6 protein-coding genes are annotated in these 23,630 nt (G+C 71.3%); 3 read left to right on the top strand and 3 right to left on the bottom strand.

What is annotated here, in order from left to right; genetic code table 11:
• The first annotated feature begins 9 nt into the window (after window positions 1-9).
• The gene (locus JOE30_RS00195) at window positions 10-1,506 is read left to right on the top strand and encodes a molybdopterin-dependent oxidoreductase (RefSeq protein ID WP_204868916.1); all 1,497 of its coding nucleotides are present in this window, start codon (window positions 10-12) and stop codon (window positions 1,504-1,506) included.
• Between the two features lie 177 nt (window positions 1,507-1,683).
• Here JOE30_RS00195 and JOE30_RS00200 read toward each other — a convergent pair whose 3' ends face one another.
• Both JOE30_RS00200 and JOE30_RS00205 read right to left on the bottom strand, forming a co-directional pair.
• Window positions 1,684-3,615: an MDR family MFS transporter gene (locus JOE30_RS00200; protein WP_204870632.1), complete on the bottom strand. Its 1,932-nt coding sequence runs from the start codon at window positions 3,613-3,615 to the stop codon at window positions 1,684-1,686.
• Window positions 3,616-3,725: 110 nt separating this feature from the next.
• Window positions 3,726-4,205, bottom strand: a complete 480-nt coding sequence (locus JOE30_RS00205) for a MarR family transcriptional regulator (RefSeq protein ID WP_204868917.1) — start codon at window positions 4,203-4,205, stop codon at window positions 3,726-3,728.
• Between the two features lie 198 nt (window positions 4,206-4,403).
• Here JOE30_RS00205 and JOE30_RS00210 point away from each other — a divergent pair, with 198 nt between their 5' ends.
• On the top strand, window positions 4,404-22,010 hold the full coding sequence (locus tag JOE30_RS00210; RefSeq protein ID WP_204868918.1) for an amino acid adenylation domain-containing protein: 17,607 nt from the start codon (window positions 4,404-4,406) through the stop codon (window positions 22,008-22,010).
• Window positions 22,003-22,773 carry a tyrosine-protein phosphatase gene (locus JOE30_RS00215; RefSeq protein WP_204868919.1) on the top strand — a complete coding sequence of 257 codons (771 nt, stop codon included), beginning with the start codon at window positions 22,003-22,005 and terminating at the stop codon, window positions 22,771-22,773. Before JOE30_RS00210 ends, JOE30_RS00215 begins: the two co-directional genes overlap by 8 nt.
• Here the strand turns inward: JOE30_RS00215 and JOE30_RS00220 are convergent, their stop codons facing one another.
• Complete coding sequence (locus JOE30_RS00220) at window positions 22,774-23,565, bottom strand: enoyl-CoA hydratase/isomerase family protein (RefSeq protein WP_204868920.1); 792 nt, start codon at window positions 23,563-23,565, stop codon at window positions 22,774-22,776. It abuts the gene before it with no gap.
• Window positions 23,566-23,630: the final 65 nt, after the last annotated feature.

Consider the following 23,630-nt stretch of genomic DNA (forward strand, 5'->3'; position numbering starts at 1 on the left):
GTGAACGTGATGCGCAGGGCCCTGTCCGGAATCCTCTCGGCCGCCCTCGTGCTCGGTGTCGGTGAACTCCTCGCCGCCGTGGTCGGCCCGGACTCGTCGCCGATCGTCGCCGTGGGGTCCGCCGCGGTCGACAACACCCCCGCCGGCGTCCGCGAGTGGGCCATCGACACGTTCGGCACCTCCGACAAGCTCGCCCTCTTCATCGGTATGGGTGTCGTCATCGCCCTCCTCGCCGCCGGAGCAGGCATCCTCGAACGTGCTCGACGACCCATCGGATCGGCACTGTTCGTAGTTCTCGGCGTGCTCGGGGTCCTGGCGGCGATCTCGCGCTCCGGCAGTGGTTCGATCGCCGCGCTCCCCACCGTCGTCGGCGTCGCGGTCGGCATCCTCGTCCTGCGGTCGCTCGTCGATCGCGCGGACCCGGACGCGTCGGAGGGATTCTCCCGTCGACGCTTCGTCATGCTCGCCGGAATCAGCGCTGCGGCGGCCGTCGCGACCGGCGCCGCGGGCCGGGTGCTCGGCGCCTCCACGCGGGCGGTCACGCAGGACCGCAACGCCTTCACCGTCCCGGTGCCCGACAGCCCGGCGCCGCCCGTGCCCGCCGCCGCGGATCTCCGACTGCCCGGACTGTCCCCGTACGTCACGTCGAACGCCGAGTTCTACCGGATCGACACCGCTCTCGTGGTGCCGCGGGTGAACTCGCAGGACTGGAGTCTGCGCATCCACGGCATGGTGGACAACGAGATGACGCTGACGCTGGCCGATCTCGAACAGCGTGTGTCGATCGAACGGATGGTGACGCTCACCTGCGTGTCCAACCCCATCGGCGGCGACCTCGTCGGCAACGCCACCTGGACCGGCTACGCCCTGAAGGACATTCTGGCGGAAGCACGTCCGCAGGCAGCGGCCGACATGGTGCTGTCCTCGTCGCACGACGACTTCACGGCCGGCACTCCGCTGGACGTCCTCATGGACGGGCGCGACGCCATGCTCGCGGTCGCCATGAACGGGGAGCCGCTGCCGATCGAGCACGGCTACCCGGCGCGCCTCGTCGTCCCCGGCCTGTACGGCTACGTCTCGGCGACCAAGTGGGTCACCGACCTCGAGGTGACCAAGTTCAGCCAGGCCCGCGCGTACTGGACCGACCGCGGATGGTCCGAGCGCGGACCGATCAAGACGGCCTGCCGCATCGACACTCCCGTCGGCAGCAAGGACGTCCAGGCGGGCACGGTGATGATCGCCGGCGTCGCGTGGGCGCAGCATCGGGGCATCTCCCGTGTCGAGGTCCGCGTCGACGACGGCCCCTGGACCGAGACCACCCTCTCCGACGAGTACTCGCGCGACACCTGGCGCCAGTGGTCGTACGCCTGGACCGCCACCGCCGGCCAGCACCGCGTCGAGGCTCGGGCCACCGACGGCACCGGTGAGGTGCAGACGGACGTGCGCGTCGACACCGTTCCCGACGGTGCGAGCGGGTACGCGAGCATGCCCGTGACGGTGCGGTAGGTCGACTGGTTCGACGTCTGGGCCGGAGCGCACACCCTTTTCGGTGTCTGCACACCCGCTACGGCTGACTGGAAAGGGTGTGCGCTCATCACACGGGGTGTACACACCCCCTGCCGCTGGAGAGAGCACGAGAGCGGACGCACCCGAATCGGGTGCGTCCGCTCTGTCGTCGTCGAACTAGTTGTGCGAGGCGTCGAACCGCGAGTGCACGTCCGGCACGTGGACGTCACCGAGGACGCGAGCGATCTGGTCCTCGCTGAGACCCAGCCGGCGCAGTCGTTCGCACACGGCGTCGAAGCTCAGCATCTTGGAATCGAGTTCCTGCTGGAGATCGGCGACCTCGGCACGCAGGACCTCGGCCTCCTCGAGCGCGTCGAGAGTCTCGGCGGGCTTGGGCAGCAGCAGCGACAGCAGCCGGTCACGGGCATCGGTGCTCAGTCCGTCGAACGGTGCGGAGCCCTCCGCGGCCTCGTGCTTGCCGACGGGAGCGGTCACCGGTGCGATCTCGGTGGTGTCCGCGGCGTCGGTGCGAGCCTCGTCCTTCTGCATGTCCACGGCGGTCTCGCCCTGCACGTCCGAGCCCTCGACGGGCACGGCCTGCTCACCCTGCGGCTTCAGATCGATCGTCGTGCGCAGCGGGCGGTTCGGGATGAACAGCACGGCGAGAACAGTGACCAGCGCGACGAACCCGGCGATCAGGAAGATGCGCCCGGTGGCGTCACCGTAGGCGGTGCGGACGACCGCGGCGATCGGGTCGGGCAGCGACGCGATGTCGAGCGTGCCGCCGCCGGTGGAGCCGGCGGGAACACCGAGGGCAGCGAGTCCGGCCGCCGAGTTGTCGGCGACGCGGGTGGCGAGAACCGAGCCCAGAACCGAGACACCGATGGCGCCGCCGAACGTCCGGAAGAACGCGACCGTGGACGATGCTGCACCGATGTTCTGCACACTCACCGTGTTCTGCACGGCCAGCACCAAGTTCTGCATCAGCATGCCGGTACCGAGGCCGACGATGGCGATGAAGACACCCACGAGCCACAGGTTGGTGGCGTGATCGAGGCTGCCCAGCAGACCGAAGCCGACGACGAGCAGGAAGGATCCGGTGACGATGAACGGCTTCCACTTGCCGAAGCGGGAGATCAACTGACCCGAGCCGACCGACGAGACGAGCATGCCGGCGACGAGCGGGATGGAGAGCAGTCCTGCCGCGGTGGGCGAGTAGCCACGAGCGGTCTGGAAGTACTGACCCAGGAAGGTGGTGGCGCCGAACAGGCCGACACCGACGGCGACCGAGGCGATGATCGCGAGTCCGGTGGTGCGCTCGGTGACGATCTTCAGCGGGATGATCGGGCTCTTCACCTTCGCCTCGACGAGGACGGTGAGGATCAGCAGAGCGACACCGCCGCCGACGTACATCGCGGTCTCACGAGAGATCCAGTCGTAGTACCCGGCCTTGCCGGCGAACGAGACCCAGATGAGCAGCACGGAGACACCGGCCGTGAGGAGCAGCGCGCCGAGCCAGTCGATGGAGACGTCCTCCTTGCGCTCGGTGGTGATGTGGAGCGTGCGCTGCAGCAGCAGGAGTGCGATGACGGCGAGCGGGATGCAGACGAAGAAGCACCAGCGCCAGCCGAGGGGGCTGTCGACGATGACGCCGCCCAGGATCGGGCCACCGGACATCGAGACGGCCATGACGGCACCCATGTACCCGGAGTAGCGGCCGCGCTCACGCGGGGACACGATGCTGCCGATGATGGCGACGACGAGGGCGGTCAGACCGCCCATGCCGATGCCCTGCACCACGCGAGCGGCGAGCAGAATCGGCACGTTGTGTGCGAGGCCGGCCATGACGGAGCCGGCGACGAAGATCACGAGCGAGCTCTGGACCAGCAGCTTCTTGTTGAAGAGGTCGGCGAGCTTGCCCCAGATCGGTGTCGACGCCGCGTTGGCGAGCAGTGCCGTCGTGATGACCCAGGCGTACGCGGTCTGCGAACCCTGCAGGTCACCGATGATGGTCGGCAGTGCCGTCGAGACGATGGTCGTGCTGAGCAGGGCGGTGAAGAGCCCGGCGAGCAGACCGATCAGAGCCTCGAGGATCTGCCGGTGTGTCATCGGGGTCGAGTCCGCGGCGGCCTCGGCGGGAGCCGAAAGCTGATCGGTGTCACTCACCCGGGAGGGCGGAGTGTCGTGTGTGACGGTCATGTCTGTCGTTCTTCCTATTCTCAGTTATGCGAGAGGACGCGCTGGCCGGAGTGCCGGGCCTGCGCTTCGTCGGTGAAGGTGGTGGTGAGTCGACGGATGGAGTCGAGGGCGGCATTCGCCTGGTCCTCGTCCCAGTCCCCCAACATGCGGGACAACCGTGCGACTCGGTGTTCCTTGATGCGGTCCAAGCAGGCGAGTCCGGCGTCGGACACCCGAACCCGGGTGGCACGTCTGTCGTCGGGATCGGGAGTGCGCACGACGTGGCCCGCATCCACCAGCTCGGCGAGCTGACGGCTGAGCACGGACTGGCTGGTGCACATGGCGTTCGCCAGTTCGGACTGTCGGCACTCGCCGTGGGTGGCGAGCGTTCCCAGTACGCCGACCAGGGCGGCCGGCAACTCGGTGCGGTCGTCCCCCGTCGACACGGCCACGCGCAGTGCGCGGCCGAAGCGGAAGACTTCTTCCATCAGCAGCTCTGCTGTCTCGGTGTGGACGGCCACGGCGATCTCTCCTCGAACTCGTTTACTTGCTGTCTGCAACTATATAGATAGATACCTGGGTTAAACAACTATTAATGTGTCTCTCTTCCCGAGCTGTGGGGCGTGGCCCGGACCAGCGGGCGTCGTCGCCTCCTGTGAGTCCTCCAGAAGACGGCGAGCCGGGCCGACCGGCCGATTCCCGCGGATAGGTTTCGTCTCGTGGGAGACGACCGGAACGAGGGGGCGGTCGTGTCCCCCGAACCGGACGGCGGCCGCGCCCGAGTTCCGCTGACGGGCGCGCAGCGGCCGTTCTGGCTGGCCCAGCACCTCGATCCCGACGCGGCCCTCACCGTCGCGCTGTACGTCGACATCTGCGCTCCGGCCGGTCCCGGTGTCGACCTCGCTCGGCTGGAGCGGGCGATGTACGCCGCGGGCACCGAGTCCGGCCTGCGGCAGACCCGCCTCGCGCAGGGGCCGGACGACCAGCCGTGTCTGATCCACGTCGAGGACGCCGTCATGAACCTGGACGTGCTCGACCTGCGCGACGAAGCCGACCCCGAGGCATCCGCCCTCGCATGGATGCGCGCCGAGTTCCGAGAGCCCGTCGATCTACTCGGAACCGTGCTGGTCCGATGCGTGTTCCTCCGACTCGACGATCACCGCACGTTCCTGTACCTGCGGGCCCACCACGTGGTGCTCGACGGCCAGGGCGCCTTCACCCTCCTCGGACGGATCGCCGGCCACTACTCGGGGACACTCTCTCCGGGACCGGCGCCGACGCCCGACACCGCCGCCCGCATCCATGATGCGGAGGTCGCCTACGCCGCCTCGCGTCGCCACGACGCCGACCTGGCCCACTGGCGCGAGCACCTCGCCGACGTCGGCGACCCCACGGCCCTGTCGGCGGCACCCCCGAGCGCACCCCGGCAACCCGTCGCGACGCGCCTGCCGTGGACTCAGCCGAGGGGAACCGCGGCCGACCCGCTCGCCGTCGTCGCCGCTCTCGCCGTGCATCAGTCGCGGGTCCTCGACACCGACGACGTCGTCCTCGGATTCCCCGTGACCGGACGCACCACCGCCGCGCTGCGGGCGACGGCCGGGATGATGGCCAATCTGGTGCCGCTGCGACTGACGGTCGACGCGTCCACGACGGTGCGGGAACTGCTAGTACAGGTACGGCGGGAGATCACCGGAGCGCTTCGGCACCAACGCTTCCGGGACTGGGACCACCTGCTGGCTCCGGAGGTGCGGCCGTTCGGCGTCTCCTTCGGCCCCGTCGTGAACATCATGCCGTTCGTCGCCCCGTTGCAGTTCGACGACATCTCGGCGCCGGTGGCCATCCTGTCGTCGGGCCCCGTCCACGACACCGCGATCAACATCTACACCGGCGACACACTGACACTGGACATCCAGTGGAACCCGGAGCGCTACGACGCCTCCGACATCGACCGGCACGGCGTGCGGCTGACGCGACTTCTCGGCGGCATCGTCACGGCGGACGACCACACCACCGTGGGCGATCTCGCGTTCCTGGACGACGGCGAGGCGGCCGATCTGCTCGACCGGTCGGGCGGGCCCGCGCCGACGGCGACGACGCTGGGCGACCTCATGGCGGCGGTGGTGCGCAGCGACCCGGCGGCAACGGCCGTACTCGGCGGAACGGTCACGCTCACGTACGGCGAACTGGACGATGCGTCCGGGCGCCTCGCCCGCACACTCCGCGATGCGGGTGCGGCACCGGGAACCGTGGTGGGGCTGGCACTCCCGCGGTCCGTCGACCAGGTCGTCGCGCTCTGGGCCGTCGTGCGCACCGGTGCCGCGTTCCTTCCGGTGGACCCCGCGGACCCCGCCGAACGGCTCGCCGCCGTGCTCGCCGAATCGGGGGTGATCCTCGTCGTCACGACGGATCGACATCCCGTCGATCTGCCGAGTGGAACGACCCGGGTGGCCGTCACGGACGTCGCGACGGAGCCGCTGCCGAGGGAGCGCCCGGCGATCACCGACCTCGCCTACGTCATGTACACCTCCGGCTCCACCGGCCGTCCGAAGGGTGTCGCGATCACCCACGCCGGACTGCACGGTGTCGTGGCCGGCCACCGAGCACGCGGTGGAGAGGTCACTGGCGCTCGCGTCCTCGCCGTCGCGGCGCCGACGTTCGACGCGTCGATCTCGGAACACCTTCTCGCCCTCGCACTGTCCGGCTGCCTCGTCGTCGCCGATGCCGACGCGTACTCCGGCGCACCTCTGCAGGATCTGCTGCGACGAGAATCGATCACCCACGCGATCCTGACTCCGCGGGTGCTCGAGACACTGTCCGCGACCGAAACACCGTCGCTGCGACGGGTCCTCAGCGTCGGCGACGTGTGCCCGCCCGCGCTGGTGTCGCGGTGGTCGACATCTCCGGACCTCCTGCTGCACAACGACTACGGCCCCACCGAGACCACGGTGTGGGCAACCGGGACCGCGCCGCTGACGGCGTCCGGAACCGTCACCATCGGGCGTCCCCTGCCCGGAGTGCGCGCCGTGGTGCTCGACTCCCGCCTGCGCCCCGTCCCGGTCGGAGTTCCGGGTGAGCTGCACCTCGCCGGAGCCGGCCTGGCCCGCGGGTACGTCGGACGATCGGCGGAGACCGCGACGCGTTTCGTGGCCGGGGTCGACGGAACGCGTCTGTACCGCACGGGTGACCGCGCACGGTGGACGTCGTCCGGTGACCTGGAGTATCTGGGGCGCACAGACAGTCAGGTCAAGGTACGAGGCCGCCGCGTCGAACTCGGCGAGATCGACGCGGCCCTCGTCGCCGTTCCCGGTGTGACGCAGGCCGTCACCGTGGTCCGCCATGACGGCGACAGCGACCAGCTGGTCTCGTACGTGACCGGGGACGCCGATACCGCGGACGTTCTCGCCGCCGCCACGCGAACGCTGCCGAGCCACCTCGTCCCGGTGCACGTGGTGTCGCTGGACGCGCTCCCGCTGACCGCCTCCGGCAAGGTGGACGTCCGCGCGCTCCCCGAGCCGGAGCGCCGGACCGCGGCCAGCCGGGAACCCACCTCCGACGTCGAGCGGCGGCTCCTCGACGCGGTGTCACTCGTGCTGTCCCGCACCGATGTCGGGGTCGACGACGACTTCTTCGCGCTCGGCGGTGACAGCATCCTCTCGATCCGACTGGTCACCGTCGCCGCGGCGTCGGGCATGCGGATCAGCGCTCGTGACGTCGTGGAACAGCGCAGTGCCGCCGGGCTCGCGCGCGTGGCCGACACAATCGGCATCGTCGACGAGCCACCCGGAAGCGGCATCGGCCGCGTCGACCCGACCCCGATCGTGCGCCACCTGCTCGAGCGCGGCGGAACACCGGATCGGTTCGCTCAGACCCTCACGCTGTCGCTCCCGGTCGGCATCGACCGCGCATCACTGGTGTCCACTATCGAGGCCGTGGTCGCACACCACGACATGCTGCGCTCCGTGCTCGTCCGCGACGCGGACGGTGTGCACCTCGACGTGCGCCCGCAGGATGCCGTGCGGGTCGACGGACTGCTGCGCCACGGCGCCGGTCTCGCGGTGGAGGACCTCGTCGCGACGCTCGATCCCGAGAACGGCGTGATGCTCGGCCTCGGATGGAACGACCTCGGCGAGCACACGGCGGGACGCCTGGTGATCGCGGCGCACCACCTGGTGGTGGACGTGGTGTCCTGGGGCGTTCTCGTCGCCGACCTCGTCGCGGCGTGGGCCGCGGTGCGTAGCGGCGCCGCACCGACTCTTGCCCCCGTCCGCACGTCGATGCGGCGCTGGTCGTCCGGGCTCGCAGCGCACGACGCGAGCGCGCGCCTCCCGTTCTGGACCGGCATTCTGGACGGCCCGGATCCCGTTCTCGGACAACGAGTCCTCGACCCTGCCGTCGATCGCGTACGAAACACGACGGTCCGGGACGTCGCCTTCCCGGCAGAGATCGCCGACGCACTACTGGTCCGCGCGCCCACCCTGTTCCACGCCGGACCGACCGACGCGCTCCTCGCCGCGCTCGCCCTCGCGCTGGCCGCGTGGCGACAGGACGACGCGCCGACGCGGCTCGTCCAACTCGAGGGACACGGACGCGAGGACGACCTGGTTCCCGGCGCCGACACCGCGCGCACCGTCGGCTGGTTCACCACGGTGTTCCCCGTACGACTGGACCTCACGGGTCTCGACATCGCCGAGGCGCTGCGCGGCGGACCTGCTGCGGGCGAAGCGATCCTGCGGATCAAGGACCACCTGGCACGAGTTCCCGACCACGGTGCGAGCTACGGACTGCTGCGACACGGGGCCGACGACGACGTGCGCGACGCCCTGCGCTGGACACCGCAGATCTCCTTCGCGCACCTCGGCAGGATGACGACGACGGACACCGGTGACTGGCTCCCGGTTCCCGGCGTCTCCCCGCTGTCCGGGCCACGACCCGAGGACCTGGGCACGGCCGCCGTGCTCGAGATCGACACCGTCGTCCTCGGGGACGCCCTGATCGCGCGACTGAGCACGCTCGACGCCGCCCTGGCGGACGCGGACGTCGAGGCCTTCGTCTCGCTGTGGGTCGAGGCGGCCACGGCAGTCGCGCAGCACGTCGACACCCCCGGTGCCGGCGGGCGGTCACCGTCGGACTTCCCGCTGGTCGATGCGACACGATCCGACGTGGACGCATGGACCGCGCGACATCCCACGCTGATCGACGTCCTGCCCACCGCGCCACTGCAGGCGGGCCTGCTGGTGCATGCCCGCCTCGCCGCCGGGAGCATCGATCCCTATGTGGTGCAGACGATCGTGCACCTCGACGGAGCGCTCGATGCCGGCCGTCTGCAGCGGGCCGCGCAATCGCTGCTGGACCGTCACGACGCGCTGCGGGTCGCCTTCGACACCACCACCGACGGAACGGGCGTCCAGGTGGTCGCGGCATCCGTGACGGTGCCGTGGACGGAGGTGGACGTCCGCGCCGATCCCGACCCGGCGGCCGTGCTCGACGCCTTCCTCGCGCACGATCGCGCCGTCGCCGTCGACGTGGCCACCGCACCCCTGCTGCGCGTCGCTCTGCTGCACACCGGGGACCAGCGGCACACCCTGGTGCTCACCCACCACCATCTGCTCCTCGACGGCTGGTCCCTGCCGATCGTCCTCGCCGACCTCCTGGCCGCCCACGCCGGCGAGGTCCCCCGGCCCGCACCGCCCCCGCTCCGCGGCTTCCTGCAGTGGGTGAGCGAACGCGACACCACGGCCTCGCTCGCGGCGTGGTCGGAAGCCATGGCCGGATCGACCGAGGCGACGCTGCTCGCTCCCGCGCACGGTTCCGGAATCGACGAGGCACCCGGACAGCGCATCGCCACCCTGAGCACCGAGCGCACCGCCGAACTCGTGGCGCGCGCCGGCGCCGCGGGAGTCACGGTGAACACCCTCGTGCAACTCGCGTGGGCACTCGTACTGGGCTCCGCGGTGGGCCGTACCGACGTCGTCTTCGGAGCCACCGTCTCGGGCCGACCGGCCGAGCTGGACGGTTCCGCATCCATGGTGGGGCTCCTCGTCTCCACCGTTCCGGTCCGCGTGCGGCTCGAACGCACTGCGACGGTGCGGGAGTCGGCCCAGCGACTGCAGCGCGAGCAGGCTGCGCTGCTCGATCATCATCACCTCGCTCCGTCCGCCATCGAGGCGGAGGTCGGGCCGGGCGCCGGGTTCGACACGTCCCTCGCCTTCGAGTCGTATCCGCTCGATCGTGCCGCTCTGACCGCGGCGGCGGGTGACCTCTCCGTTCTCGGCGTCGAGGCACGGGACGCCACGCACTACCCGCTGTCCCTGGCGGTCGACCCGGGAGAGAGCCTCGTCGTGCGCGCGACCCACCGCCGCGACGTGCTCGACACCGACGCCGTGGACCGACTGCTGGACCGCCTCCTGCGAGTGCTCGAGGCACTCGACCCCTCGCGTGTTCTCGCCGAGATCGACCTGCTCGGGCCGGCGGAGCGCACCCTCGTGACCGAGACGTGGAACTCCACCGCGCACCCCCTCGTCCCCACCACACTCGTGGACGCCGTACCGGCTCTGGCTCCGTCCCGTGTGGCCTTCACTCACGGCGATCGCCACGTCACCCGGGCCGAGTTCTCCGCTCGCGTCCACCGCCTCGCCCGGTACCTGATCAGCCGCGGCGCCGGACCGGAGACCGCCGTCGCGGTGGCGCTCGAGCGGTCGATCGATCTGGTCGTCGCCGTACACGCCGTCGTGGCCACCGGCGCGCACTACGTCCCGCTCGATCCCGGCCATCCCACCGAGACACTCCGGCACGCGGTGAGCATGTCGGGTGCGCGTCTCGGCATCGGCAGTGCCGCAACGCTTCCCGAGTACCTCGAGTGGATCACGATCAGCGATGCGCCCCTCGGGTCCTTCTCCGACGCACCCCTCACCGACGACGATCGTCTCGCGCCCCTGCGCCCGGACCACCTCGCCTACGTGCTCTTCACCTCCGGCTCCACCGGGCAGCCCAAGGGTGTCGGGGTGTCGCACGCCGCGATCGTGAACCAGCTGCGGTGGCGCGCCGAGTTCGTCGGTGTCACCGCGGACGACATCGTGCTGCACAAGACACCCGCCACGTTCGACGTCTCGGTGTGGGAGTTGTTCCTGCCGTGGCAGATCGGTGCCCGCGTCGTCGTCGCGGATCCGGACGCCCACCGCGACGCCGATCTGCTGGTGGAGCTGATCGCACGGCACCGCGTCAGCGTCGTGCACGCCGTCCCGTCGATGCTGGCACTCCTGGCGGACGCACCGGGTCTCGCCGCCTGCAGGTCACTGCGCACGATCCTGTCGTCGGGCGAGGCGCTGCCCGCGGGGGTCGCCGCCGCCGTCCGCGCCGCGCTCCCCGTCCGAGTGATCAACCTGTACGGGCCGACCGAAGCGGCGGTGGACGTCACCGCGCACGTCGTGACCGACGCCGACACGACGGACGTCCCCCTCGGGCGGCCGGTGTGGAACACGACGACCCTCGTGCTGGACGACGCCCTGCGCCCCGTTCCCGTCGATGTCCCCGGCGAGCTGTATCTCGGTGGTGCGCAACTCGCCCGCGGCTACACGCATCGCAGCGCGCTGACCGCGGAGCGGTTCGTCGCCGGACCGGACGGGTCACGTCTCTACCGGACCGGTGATCGCGTCCGCTGGTCCGCCGTCGGCGACCTGCACTTCCTCGGCCGGAGCGACGACCAGCTGTCCGTGCGCGGCGTGCGCGTCGAGCCGGCGGAGATCGAGGCCGCACTGACGCGGTCGGGACTGATCGACCGCGCGGTGGCGACGGTCGTCGGAGATCGACTGGTCGGTTACGTCGTTCCGACACAGGGCCGTTCGGCCGTCACAGAGGCGCTGCTGCAGTCGCTGCGCTCGTCGCTTCCCCGCCATCTGGTCCCCGACGACATCGTGGAGATCGAGACCGTTCCCCTCACCGCGTCGGGCAAGATCGACACGCGTGCGCTGCCCGCTCCCGCGCGCCGCGGCCGGGTCCACCGCACTCCCTTCACACCGACCCAGCGCGTCGTCGCGGACATCGTCGAGTCCGTCCTGCAGACGTCCGGTCCGGTGGGTGCCGACGACGACGTCTTCGCGCTCGGCGCCACCTCCCTCACGGCGGCGCGGATCGTCGCGCGCATCCGGTCGACGACCGGACGCGACCTCACGCTCCGCACCCTCTTCGACGTCCCCACCATCGCGGGGTTGGCTGCCGCCGTCGATGCGGGCGACGCGCACACCGACTGCGGGTTCCACACCGTGCGTCCCGACCACCTCCCGCTCACGCACGCCCAGCACCGGATGTGGTTCCTCGACCGGTACGAACCGGGGTCCTACGTCATGCCGCTGGTGTTGCGCGTCCGCGGCGACCTCGATCTCGGCGCGCTGTCGTCCGCGATCGGTCACGTCATGACTCGCCACGAGATCCTCCGGACCGTCTACGCCGATGCGGACGGTGTCGTGCACCAGGTCGTGCTGCCGCCCCCGGCGCCGACCGCCCTCACGGTCACCGCCGTCACACCCGACGCACTGGCGGAGCGGCTGTCGGACGCGCGGACGACGCGGTTCGACCTGGCGACCGAACCACCCCTGCGAGCCGAGGTGCTGCGCCTCGCCGACGACGAGCACGTCCTGCTGCTCACCGTGCACCACATCGCCGCGGACGGACTGTCTCTCGCCCCTCTCACGCGAGACCTGCTGTCGGCGTATCACTCCCATCGCTCGGGACGGATACCTGCGCAGCCGCCCTTGGCAGTGCAGTACGCCGATGTCGCTGTGCGGCAGAGCGAACTGGGCGTCGACTCCGACGCGGCGGCATGGTGGGAGCGCCGTCTCTCCGGACTGCCCGACGTCCTCGACATGCCGCTCGACCGACCGCGCGCGGAGCGGCCCGGCCGGGCGAGTGCCGCGGTGCACCTCGATCTCGACGACACGACCGTGGCCGCACTGACCGGGCTCGCCGCCGCTCACCGGGCCACGGTGTTCATGGTCGTGCACACCGCCCTCGCCGTCGCCCTCGCGCGCTGGACCGGGTCGACGGACATCGCTGTGGGATCACCGATCTCGGGTCGACCGGATCCCGTGCTCGACGACCTCGTCGGCCTGTTCGTCGACACCGTCGTGCTGCGCACCAGCGTGGATCCGTCCGAGTCGTTCACCGAGTTGCTCGCCCGCACCCGCGACGAGACGGTGGACGCCTTCGCGCACGCGCACGTCCCGTTCGATCACGTGGTCGACACCCTCGGTGCTGCTCGCACGTCGGCGCATCACCCGGTCTTCCAGGTCGTGCTCGCCTTCCAGGACGTGGATCCGCTCCCGGGCAGTCCCCACATCGAGGTGCTCGACGTCGGGTCGGCACCCGCGATCTTCGATCTCACCGTCGACGTCCGCCCCGTCGGCGCCGGCCTCGCGGTCGTCCTCACCTACGCGTGCGACCTGTTCGATCACGGGACCGCGGAACGCATCTCGTCCGTACTCGAGCACGTGCTGCGCGCGGCGGCACGGGGTTCCGAGACCGCGGTGGGCGACATCGCCGTCCGGGGAACGGACGAGCCCGACACGTGGACGCATCCCGACGCCCGCACGACCCCGACGACGCTCCCCGCCCTGCTCGACGCCCACACGGACGGCTCCGCGGTCGCGGTGATCGAGGGCGACACCGTTCTCACGCGGGACGAGTGGGCAGGAGCGTCGAACCGGTGGGCGCGCCGTCTGATCGCGCTCGGTGCCGGTCCCGAGACCATCGTCGCGGTCGCCGTCGCCAGGTCGGCGCGGTACCTCGTGCTCGTCGCGGCGATCAGCCGCGCGGGAGCCGCGTTCCTCCCGCTCGATCCCGAGCAGCCGCCGTCTCGGCTCGCGGACATCCTCACCGAGGCGGCGCCCACCCTGGTGCTCACGGACACGGCGGCGCCGTTCCCGGCCGACGTCGTCCGGATCGCGGTCGACGATCCGGACACGCTCGCCGAGGTCGCGGCGCTGTCGGACGCACCGATCACCGATCGCGACCGCCGCTCGACTCTGCGACCCGACCACCTCGCCTACGTCCTCTACACCTCGGGATCCACCGGACGGCCCAAGGGCGTCGCCGTCACCCATCGCGGACTCCACAACGCCGTGCAGGATCAACGTGCCCGGCACGCACCGGTATCCGATGCCCGGGTGCTCGCTGTGTCGTCGACGACGTTCGACGCGTCCGTCGGCGAACTGGTCATCGCTCTCGCGCTGGATGCCGCGCTCGTGGTCGCCCCACCCGAGGTCTATGCCGGTGTCGAACTCCGCGACCTGATGCGGCGGCACCGGGTCACCCACACGCTGATGACACCCCGCGCGCTCGACGCGACACCCGATCCCGGCGATCACCTCCGCGTCGTCATGAGCGCCGGCGAGGCGTGCCCGCCGAGTCTGGTCGACACGTGGGCGCCCGGTCGGACGATGACCAACGTCTACGGACCCACCGAGGCGACCATCTGGTCGACGACGGCGCTCTTGTCGGCCGGGGACCCCGTGACCGTCGGGTCCCCGACTCTCGGCGTCGAGGTCTCCCTTCGCGACGCCCGTCTGCACGCGGTGCCGGACGGTGTGGTCGGAGAGCTGTACGTCGCAGGCGACCACCTCGCTCGCGGGTACCTCGGCAAGCCGGGCCTCACCGCGTCCCGGTTCGTCGCGGCTCCCGACGGACAGCGGACGTACCGTACCGGAGACCTGATGCGCCGCAACGCCGTCGGCGACCTGCTGTACCTCGGACGGTCCGATCATCAGATCACGGTCCGCGGCCTGCGGATCGAGCTCGGCGACGTCGAGACCGCACTCGTCGGCGCCGAGGGCGTCGGCGCCGCCGCGGCCGGGGTGATCGACGAGCGCCTCGTCGGCTACGTGGTCGCCGCCGACGGGCACAGCGTCGACGCCGCAGAGGTGTCGGCCGCCGCCGCGGCGGCACTACCGCGATACCTGGTTCCTGCCGCGGTGGTCGTGATGGACGCTCTGCCGATGACGCCGTCGGGCAAACTCGACCGCGCGCGGCTGCCCCGCCCGGCCCTCGACACGGCCGAGTTCCGCGCTCCGTCCACCGCCGCGCAGGTCGCCGTCGCGTCCGTCTTCGCGACTGTCCTGGAACTCGCTGATCCCGTCGGTCTCGACGACGACTTCTTCGCCCTCGGTGGCCACTCGCTCAGTGCCACCAGAGTCGCTGCTCGACTGCAGGTTCCGGTCCGTACCGTGTTCGAGGCACCGATGGTGCACGCACTGGCCGCTCAGATCGACGCCGCGCCTCGCGGTACTCCCGCACCGCGGCGGCCGCGGCCACGGCCCGAGGTGGTGCCCCTGTCGTTCGCCCAACAGCGCATGTGGTTCCTGAACACGGTCTCCCACGACAGCGGCTACGTCATCCCGTTCGCACTCGCTCTGCGCGGTGTCCTCGACCACGGCGCGCTCCAGGGCGCACTCGCCGACGTCGTGGACCGCCACGAGATCCTCCGCACCGTCTATCCCGTCGCGAACGGTGTTCCACGGCAACACGTTCTCGATCATGCGCGGATCGCGATCGACCAGGAGTCCGGAACACCGGACGCCGTGCTCGAGCGGATGGCGTCGGCACCGTTCGACCTGGCAACGGATCTCCCGCTGCGCGCCTCCGTCGTCGCGGTGGCCGAGGAGCATCACGTCCTGCTTCTCGTGCTGCACCACATCGCCGCGGACGGCTGGTCCCTGGCACCGCTCACCCGCGATCTCACGGCGTCCTACGCGGCGCGGCGGTCCGGTCGAGAGTGGACCGTCGACCCCCTGCCGATGCAGTACGCGGATCACGCCGTGTGGCAACAGGATCACGCGGACGACATCCGTGGTCGAGTCGCGTTCTGGACGGATCGCCTCGCCGGTCTCCCGGACGTCCTTCCGTTGCCGACCGATCGACCGCGGCCGCCGGTGGCCTCGCACCGCGGGGCGCGTGTCCGCGTCACAGTGCCGGACCACACGACCGCGGCACTGCGTACGCTCGCCACCGCGCACCACGCGACGCTCGTCATGGTCCTGCAGGCGGCCTGGGCCGTCACTCTCGCTCGCGTGACGGGGAGCGAGGACATCGCCGTCGGAACACCGGTGGCAGGCCGCGGCCACGAGGATCTCGACGAGCTGGTCGGCATGTTCGTCGACACCGTCGTGCTCCGCGCGTTCGTCACCGGTACCGGCACCGTCGCGGCTCTGATCGATCAGGTCCGCGACGACACCGTGGCTGCCCTCGACCATGCCGACGTACCGTTCGAGTCGATCGTCGACGCTCTCGATCCGGTGCGCACCGCCGCGCACCACCCCGTCGTGCAGGTCATGTTCGCGTTCCAGAACCAGACTGCGCCCACTCTCGTGGCCGCCGGGCTGGAGATCGACGTCCTGGACTCGGGTCCCGTCACCGCGCCGGTGGACCTGACCCTGGATCTCACGGAGACCGGGGACGGACTCAGCGGCGCACTCACCTACGCGGTCGACCTCCTCGACCGGCGGACCGCGGCCGGAATCGTCGACGTCCTGCTCCGCGTCCTCGACGCGGTGGCGCGCAGGCCCTTCGACCGGGTCGGTGCCCTCGAGATCCTGCACCCGTCGGAGCGGGCGCTGCTGCTCTCCCAGCACGGCAGCGCCGGACTACCGCCGCGCGTGCTGCCACGTCTGCTGGCCGACGCGGTGGCCGGCAACCCGGACGGTCCCGCCCTGATCGGGGAGCGCACGCTCACCTACACCGAGCTGGACCGCCGCTCCAACCGCTGGGCACGGGCACTGATCGACCTCGGCGCCGCGCCCGACACCGTCGTCGCCGTCGCGCTGCCGCGCTCGGTGGACCAGATCACCGCGGTGTGGGCCGTGGCGAAGACGGGCGCGGCGTTCCTGCCGATCGACCCCGACGGACCACCGGACCGACTGCGGCACATGCTCACCGAGACGCGCGCCGCCGTCGCCGTCACCGCCGTGACGGTTCCCGCCGCACTGGCACGTCTCGCCACGGTGTCACCGGCAGTCCTCGACACGGGCTCGGAGTCCGAGGCCGACGTGACGCCCGCGGACCGGCTCGGCGCCATCCGTCCCGACACCCTCGCCTATGTCATCCACACCTCGGGGTCCACCGGAACCCCCAAGGGCGTGGGCGTCACGCACCGCGGCCTCGTGGACGCGCTGTGGGACCAGCGACTGCGCGGTGCTGCGGAGGCGCGTGTGCTCGCGGTCGCGTCCCCCACATTCGACGCGTCCATCGCCGAACTGCTCATCGCCGTGGCCCTGTCCGCTCCCCTGGTGGTCGCACCACCGGACGTGTTCGGCGGACCCGCACTGGGTCGCCTGGTGGCGGAGTCCGCGGTGACCCACGCTCTCCTCACGCCGCGAGTCCTCGACTCACTGACCCCCGAGGACGTTCCGTCACTCCACGTCCTGGTCACCGCCGGTGAGGCGTGCCCACCGGCACTGGCCGCCCGGTGGGCCCCCGGTCGACGCCTGTTCAACGACTACGGTCCCACCGAGACCACCATCTGGGCCACGAGCAGCGGCCCACTCCGGGCGGACGACGCGGTGACCATCGGGCGGCCCGTCCGCGGAGTCGGCGCGCGGGTGCTCGACACGTTCCTGCGGCCGGTGCCGATCGGGGTGTTCGGCGAGCTCTACCTCGACGGCACCCACCTCGCGCGCGGGTACGTGGGCCGCCCCACCGCGACGGCCGAGCGGTTCGTCGCCTCGGCTCAGGGCACGCGGCTCTACCGCACCGGCGACCGCGTGCGCTGGACCAGCGGCGGAGATCTGGAGTATCTGGGCCGCACCGACGTCCAGATCAAGCTGCGCGGGTTGCGCATCGAGCCCGGCGAGATCGAGGCGGCACTCGCCGCGCACCCGTCGGTCGACCGCGCCGTGGTGACGGTTCAGGACGACCACCTCGTCGCGTACGTGGTGCCGTCCGGCACGAGTGCCGTCGACCCCGCCGACCTCCGACGCGACGTGGCGCGCCGCCTGCCGCAGTACATGGTGCCCGCGCACGTCGTCACCGTCGACGCGATCCCGTTGACGGCGTCGGGCAAGCTCGACCGTCGCGCACTGCCGGCGGTCCCTCGCCGACCGGCCTCCGGCCTTCCCGCGGACATGGCGACGGTTCCGCATCGCGAGGCGGTGGGCCCGGCCGAGCGCGCCGTCGCCGAGGCGTTCGCCACCGTGCTCGAGTTGCCGGAGCTACCGGGGCTGGACGACGACTTCTTCGCTCTCGGAGGCCACTCGCTGTCCGCGACCCGGGTGGCCGCGCGGGTGTCGGCGGCGACGGAGCGCGAGGTGTCGGTACGCGCGGTGTTCGACCACCCCACCGTGGGTGCCCTCGCCGCAGCGCTGGTCACGGCGCCGACCGCGGAGCGCACGCCCCTGACGGCGGCGCCGCGACCGGACAGGGTGCCGCTCTCCTTCGCCCAGCACCGGATGTGGTTCCTCGGACGCGTCGACGCCGACCGCGGTGGGCAGCTGATCCCGCTCGCGCTGAGGTTGACCGGGCCGCTGGACGTCGAGGCGCTCCGCTCCGCCCTCGACGACGTGACCCTTCGGCACGAGATCCTGCGGACGGTCCATCCCGCCCTCGACGGTGTGCCGCACCAGGTGGTGCTGCCCACGGTCGACGTTCCCCTCGACATCGTGCGCACCAGTGCCGCAGACGTACCCGCGGCTGTACGCACGGCCGCGGCGGCTCGGATCGACGTCACCACCGAGACTCCCCTGCGCGCCACTCTTCTCGTCGTGTCGCCGACCGACCACGTGCTGGTGATCCTCGTGCACCACATCGCCGCGGACGGGTGGTCGATGGCGCCGCTCACGCGCGACGTCGTCACGGCGTACACCGCCCGCGCGGAGGGACGGCCACTCGACCTACCACCGCTGCCGGTGCAGTACGCCGACCATGCCCTCGCGCAGCGCGCGGCGCTCGGATCGCTCGACGATCCCGGCTCGGCGTTGTCGCGACACCTCGAGCACTGGCGGGAGCGTGTGGCCGGCGCACCCCTGGATCTCGCGCTGCCGACCGATCGTCCCCGGCCGAGAACCCCGTCGCAGCAGGGTGATCGGGTGCGGACCGTCCTCGGCACGGACGCGCTCGGCGCACTCCGATCCGTCGCGCAGGCCCACGACGTCACCCTCTTCATGGTCGTGCACACCGCGCTGTCGATCGTGCTCGCCCAGTGGGCGGGAACGCGCGATCTCCTCATCGGGACGGCCGTCGCGGGTCGCACCGATCCGGTGCTCGACGACGTGGTCGGCATGTTCGTGGACACGGTGGTCCTGCGGTCCACGATCGACGCGGACGGCACCGTCGCGGACCATCTCGCCGCGGCGCGCGAGTCCACCCTGGACGCCTTCGCGCATGCCGCTCTGCCGTTCGAGACCCTGGTGACAGCACTCGACCCCGTACGATCGACCGCGAGTCACCCTGTGGTGCAGGTGATGCTGACCCTGCAGAACACCGCGCCGCCGCGATTCCCCGCCACCACACCGGCCGTCGAGGTGCTCGATCTCGGCGGCGCTCCCGTGCAGTTCGATCTCGCCGTGACGCTGCGCGAGGATCAGGGGCGCCTGCTGATCGAGCTGTCCTACGCGACGGATCTGTTCGAGCGGAGCACCATCGAGCGGGTCTCTCGCCGACTGGTGTGGACACTGCGGTCGATGGCACGGGACACCTCCGTCAGGATCGGGGACCTCGAGACGGTGGAGCCCCCGGAGCGTGCCGCGATGCTTCCCCGCAGCGGCGCCCCGACGCTGGCGCCACGAACCCTCGACCGCCTCGTGGCCGATGCGGTGGCGGCCCGACCCGACGCGATCGCGGTGCGCGCGAACGGTATCGACCTGAGCTACGCGGAGCTGTCCGTGCGCGCGAATCGTCTCGCGCGGGAACTGATCGCGTGCGGCGCAGGACCCGACGTCGTGGTCGCGCTGGCGATGCCGCGCTCGATCGAGCACGTCCTGTCCGTGTGGGCCGTCGCCGCGGCCGGGGCCGCGTTCTTGTCGGTCGATCCCGGGCAACCCGCCGAGCGCATCGCACACATTCTCCAGGACTCCGGCGCCGTCGTCGTGATCACCGAGTCCCGGTCCGAGCAGACCACCTCGACCGCGGCGCCGTGGATTCCGCGCATCGTGCTCGACGATCCGGACGTGGTGTCGGCGCTCGACCGTCACTCGGCGCGCACGGTGCTCGCGTCGGAGCGTCACCCGGGGCTGCACCCGAGCTCGATCGCGTACGTCATCTACACGTCCGGCTCCACGGGCCGGCCCAAGGGTGTCGCCGTGACCCACGCGGGGCTGACGGATGCGCTGGCGGACCAACGTTCCCGGCGCGGCGACGTGCCGGACGTGCGTGTGCTCGCGGTGGCCTCGCCGACCTTCGACGCCTCGATCGCCGAGATGCTGATGGCGTTGGCGCACTGCGGCACTCTCGTTCTCGCGCTCGCGCACGTGCACAGCGGAGACGCGGTCAGCGCGCTGATTCGCGACGAGAGGGTCACGCACACGATCATCACGCCCCGGGTCCTCGACTCCCTGACCCCCACCGACCTCGACTGCGTGCGTGTCCTCGTCGTGGGCGGTGAGGCCCTCCCGGATCACCTCGCGGCGACGTGGTCCGCCGGACGCGCGATGTACGACGACTACGGCCCCACCGAGACGACCGTCTGGGCCACCGCGCACGGGCCGATCACGCCGGACCGACCCGTCGGCATCGGCCTTCCGGTCCGCGGTGTCGACGCGGTGGTGCTCGACGGCCGACTGCGACCGGTACCTCTCGGCGCCGTCGGTGAGTTGTACCTGTCCGGACCACATCTCGCGCGCGGGTACGTCGGGCAGACCGGGCTGACGGCGAGCCGGTTCGTGGCCGCGCCGTACGGACCGCCGGGCGCACGCCTGTACCGCACCGGCGACCTGGTGCGGTGGAACTCGGCCGGAGAGCTGGCGTACCTGGGACGCAGCGACTTCCAGATCACGCTTCGCGGACTGCGCATCGAGCCAGGCGAGATCGAGAACGCCGCACTCGCCCATCCCGCGGTGACGCAGGCGGTGGTCCTTCTCCACCGCGACGCCGGAACCGGATCGGATCATCTCGTCGCCTACGTCGCCGGCGACGGGATCGACGTCGCGTCTGTCAGAGAGGCGGTGGCGGAACGGGTTCCGCAGTACATGGTGCCGTCGCGCGTCATCGCTCTGGACGCGGTGCCGCGCACCGCCGCGGGCAAAGTGGATCGGACAGCCCTTCCCCCACCGACGTTCGCACCGACGGTGTACCGCGCGCCGACGACCTCGACGGAACACATGGTCGCGGACGCCGTCGCCCTCGTGCTGGGCGTCGGCGACGTCGGACTCGACGACGACTTCTTCGCCCTCGGCGGAACCTCGCTGACCGCCACCAGGGTGGCCGCACACCTCGGTCGCGCCGCCGGGGTCGACCGCGTGCTCCGACTCCTGTTCTCGCACGGCACCGTCGGCGCCGTCGCCGAGCACCTCGACCGCGAGGACGACGACGACTCGATCGCCTCGTCCGACGCTGTCGGTCCCGTTCTCCGACTGGGCGGCGGAGACGAGCTCGCCCCGGTGTTCTGCATCCACCCGATGATGGGGCTGGCCTGGCCGTACTTCGAGCTCGGCCGCCACCTCGAGAGCGGCCGCCCCCTGTACGGCGTGCAGACGCCGGCGGTGGCGGACCCCGACTTCGCACCACGGTCCATGGACGACGTCGTCGAGCGCTACGTCGAGGAGATCCGGCGCGTGGATCCCGTCGGCCCGTACCACCTCGTCGGATGGTCGGTCGGCGGTGTGCTGGCCCATGCCGTCGCGGCGCGGATGGAGGCGCGCGGCCTCACCGTCGCGTCGCTGTCGCTTCTCGACCCGGTGCACAGCATCGTGCCGGGCGGTGCGGTCAAGAAGGCGCAGGCGGACGCCATGTTCGGCGCGTACCGACACCTGACCGACGACCTGGCGGACATGACGCCGGACGCGTTGTGGTCGGTGTGGTCGGCGATGGGCGGCGACCAGCTGCCGGTCTCCGACATCCAGGCGCGACAGATCACCAAGGCGATGCTCACGCTGTTCGCCCTCGTCGACGAGCACGTGCCGCCGACCTACGGCGGCGCCGTCCTGATGATCGACTCCGACGTCACGGCCGTCGAACTCGGACGCATGTCGGACTTCTGGTCGCAGTACTGCACCGGACCGGCCGAGGTGGCATCGGTGCCGTGGCGACACGGCGAACTGCTGTCGAGCGACGCCGTGGCGGACGTCGGTCCCCTGGTGGGACGGTGGCTCGGACGAGTGGAGACCGCGTCGTTACTGTCGACGGGTGAGTGAACGCAGTACGGATGGTTCCGAACCCGGCCAGTTCCACCTGCACGGCGCATGGAACTTCCGCGACACCGGCGGCCTGCGCACGTCCGACGGCGGACGCACCCGCAGCGGACTGCTCTACCGCGCGTCGGCACTCACGCACCTCACCGACGAGGGCCGGGACACGCTCACCGGTCTCGGGGTCAGCGACGTGTTCGACCTGCGCGGCGACGCCGAGGTGACGCGGTGGGGCTCGGACCGGGCCCCGGAGACGGTCACCGTGCATCGTGTCCCCTACATCGCCGCGGAACGCGACGCGCCGCACGAGCGCGCCGTGCCTGCCACCACCGCCCGGGGCTACCTCGACGACGCCTACCGCGCCTTTCCGACGCTGCCCGGCGCGCGCGTGGCCATCAGGTCGGTGGTCGAGGCCCTGTCGTCCGGTACCTCGTCGCTGGTGCACTGTGCCGCCGGCAAGGACCGCGCGGGGTGGACCGTCGCCACCGTGCTACGCGCCGCCGGCGTCGTCGAGGAGGACATCGTCGCGGACTACCTGCGCAGCAACGCCGCCGTCGCCCCACTCCGGCGCCACATTCTCGATCACGACGACGTGGCCCCCGCCGACCTCGACGACGACCTGCTGGGCGTGCGGGAGGAGTACTACCGGGCCGGGCTCGAGGCGATGGCCACGGCGCACGGCTCCTTCGACGGTTACCTGGACTGGCTCGGCCTCGACCACGACGCCCTCACGGGACTGCGACGTGCGCTGGTGGACCCCCAGCGCTGATCAGCGCCCGGTGTAGGTCGCCTTACCCGGCCCCACATCGAGGAAGCTGCGCACCGCGCCCTGCAGATCCTCGGTCTCGAACAGGGCGCCCGACACCGCCGACGTCACCGAATCCGCATGGCGCACACCGCCGGAGCGCCACGCACCGATGATCTCCTTCGTGGCCGCATGGGCGCGAGTCGGTCCGTCCGCGAGCCGTGCGACGAGAGCCCTGGCGGCGGCGTCGACGTCCTCGTGGATCTGGTTGACGACTCCCCATTCGCGCAGGGTCTCCGCCGTGTACAGGTCGCCCGTCATGACGAACTCGCGTGCCCGGCCGCTGCCCGCACGCTCCGCCATCCGCTGCGGGCCACCCATCGACGGTGTCAGACCCACCACTGTCTCCACCAGACCGAACTTCGCCTTCGGGGACGCGAGGATGATGTCGCACGCCAGGGCGATCTCCAACGCGGCCGTCAGCGTCAGACCGTGCGCGGCGAACACCACCGGGCAGGGCAGCGCCTCGAGCGGGTGGGCGATGGCCGCGAAGAGCCCCTCCCACAACGCCGTTCCCTCGGCCTCCGACAGCCCCTCGAAGACGTGCACGTCGACCCCACCCGAGACCACCTTGCCCTCCGCGCGCAGCAGCAGTGCACGCGGAGGAGCGGCCACCAGCTCGGCGACGTCGGCCGTCACGGCATCGAACATGGCCTGGTCGAACAGGTTCAGGGCGCCGTGGGCGAACGTGAGGATCGCGACCTCGGCGCCCGCGTCGGTGGTGGTGCGCTCGAGACGGGTGGGCTTCTCACTCATGGACCGGAGCATGCCAGGTCCGCATTTACCCGTGGTTTCCGGCCTCCGGCCTGCCCGCCTATTCC

It is taken from the genome of Rhodococcus sp. PvP016 (assembly GCF_017832185.1).
In the GTDB taxonomy this organism is placed as follows: Bacteria; Actinomycetota; Actinomycetes; order Mycobacteriales; family Mycobacteriaceae; genus Rhodococcoides.

Bases quoted from the DNA above. Each gene is read 5' to 3' on its own strand.
- JOE30_RS00200 (WP_204870632.1), bottom strand. From the start codon at position 3,615: ATGACACACCGGCAGATCCTCGAGGCTCTGATCGGTCTGCTCGCCGGG.
- JOE30_RS00220 (WP_204868920.1), bottom strand. From the start codon at position 23,565: ATGAGTGAGAAGCCCACCCGTCTCGAGCGCACCACCACCGACGCGGGC.
- JOE30_RS00195 (WP_204868916.1), top strand. From the start codon at position 10: ATGCGCAGGGCCCTGTCCGGAATCCTCTCGGCCGCCCTCGTGCTCGGT.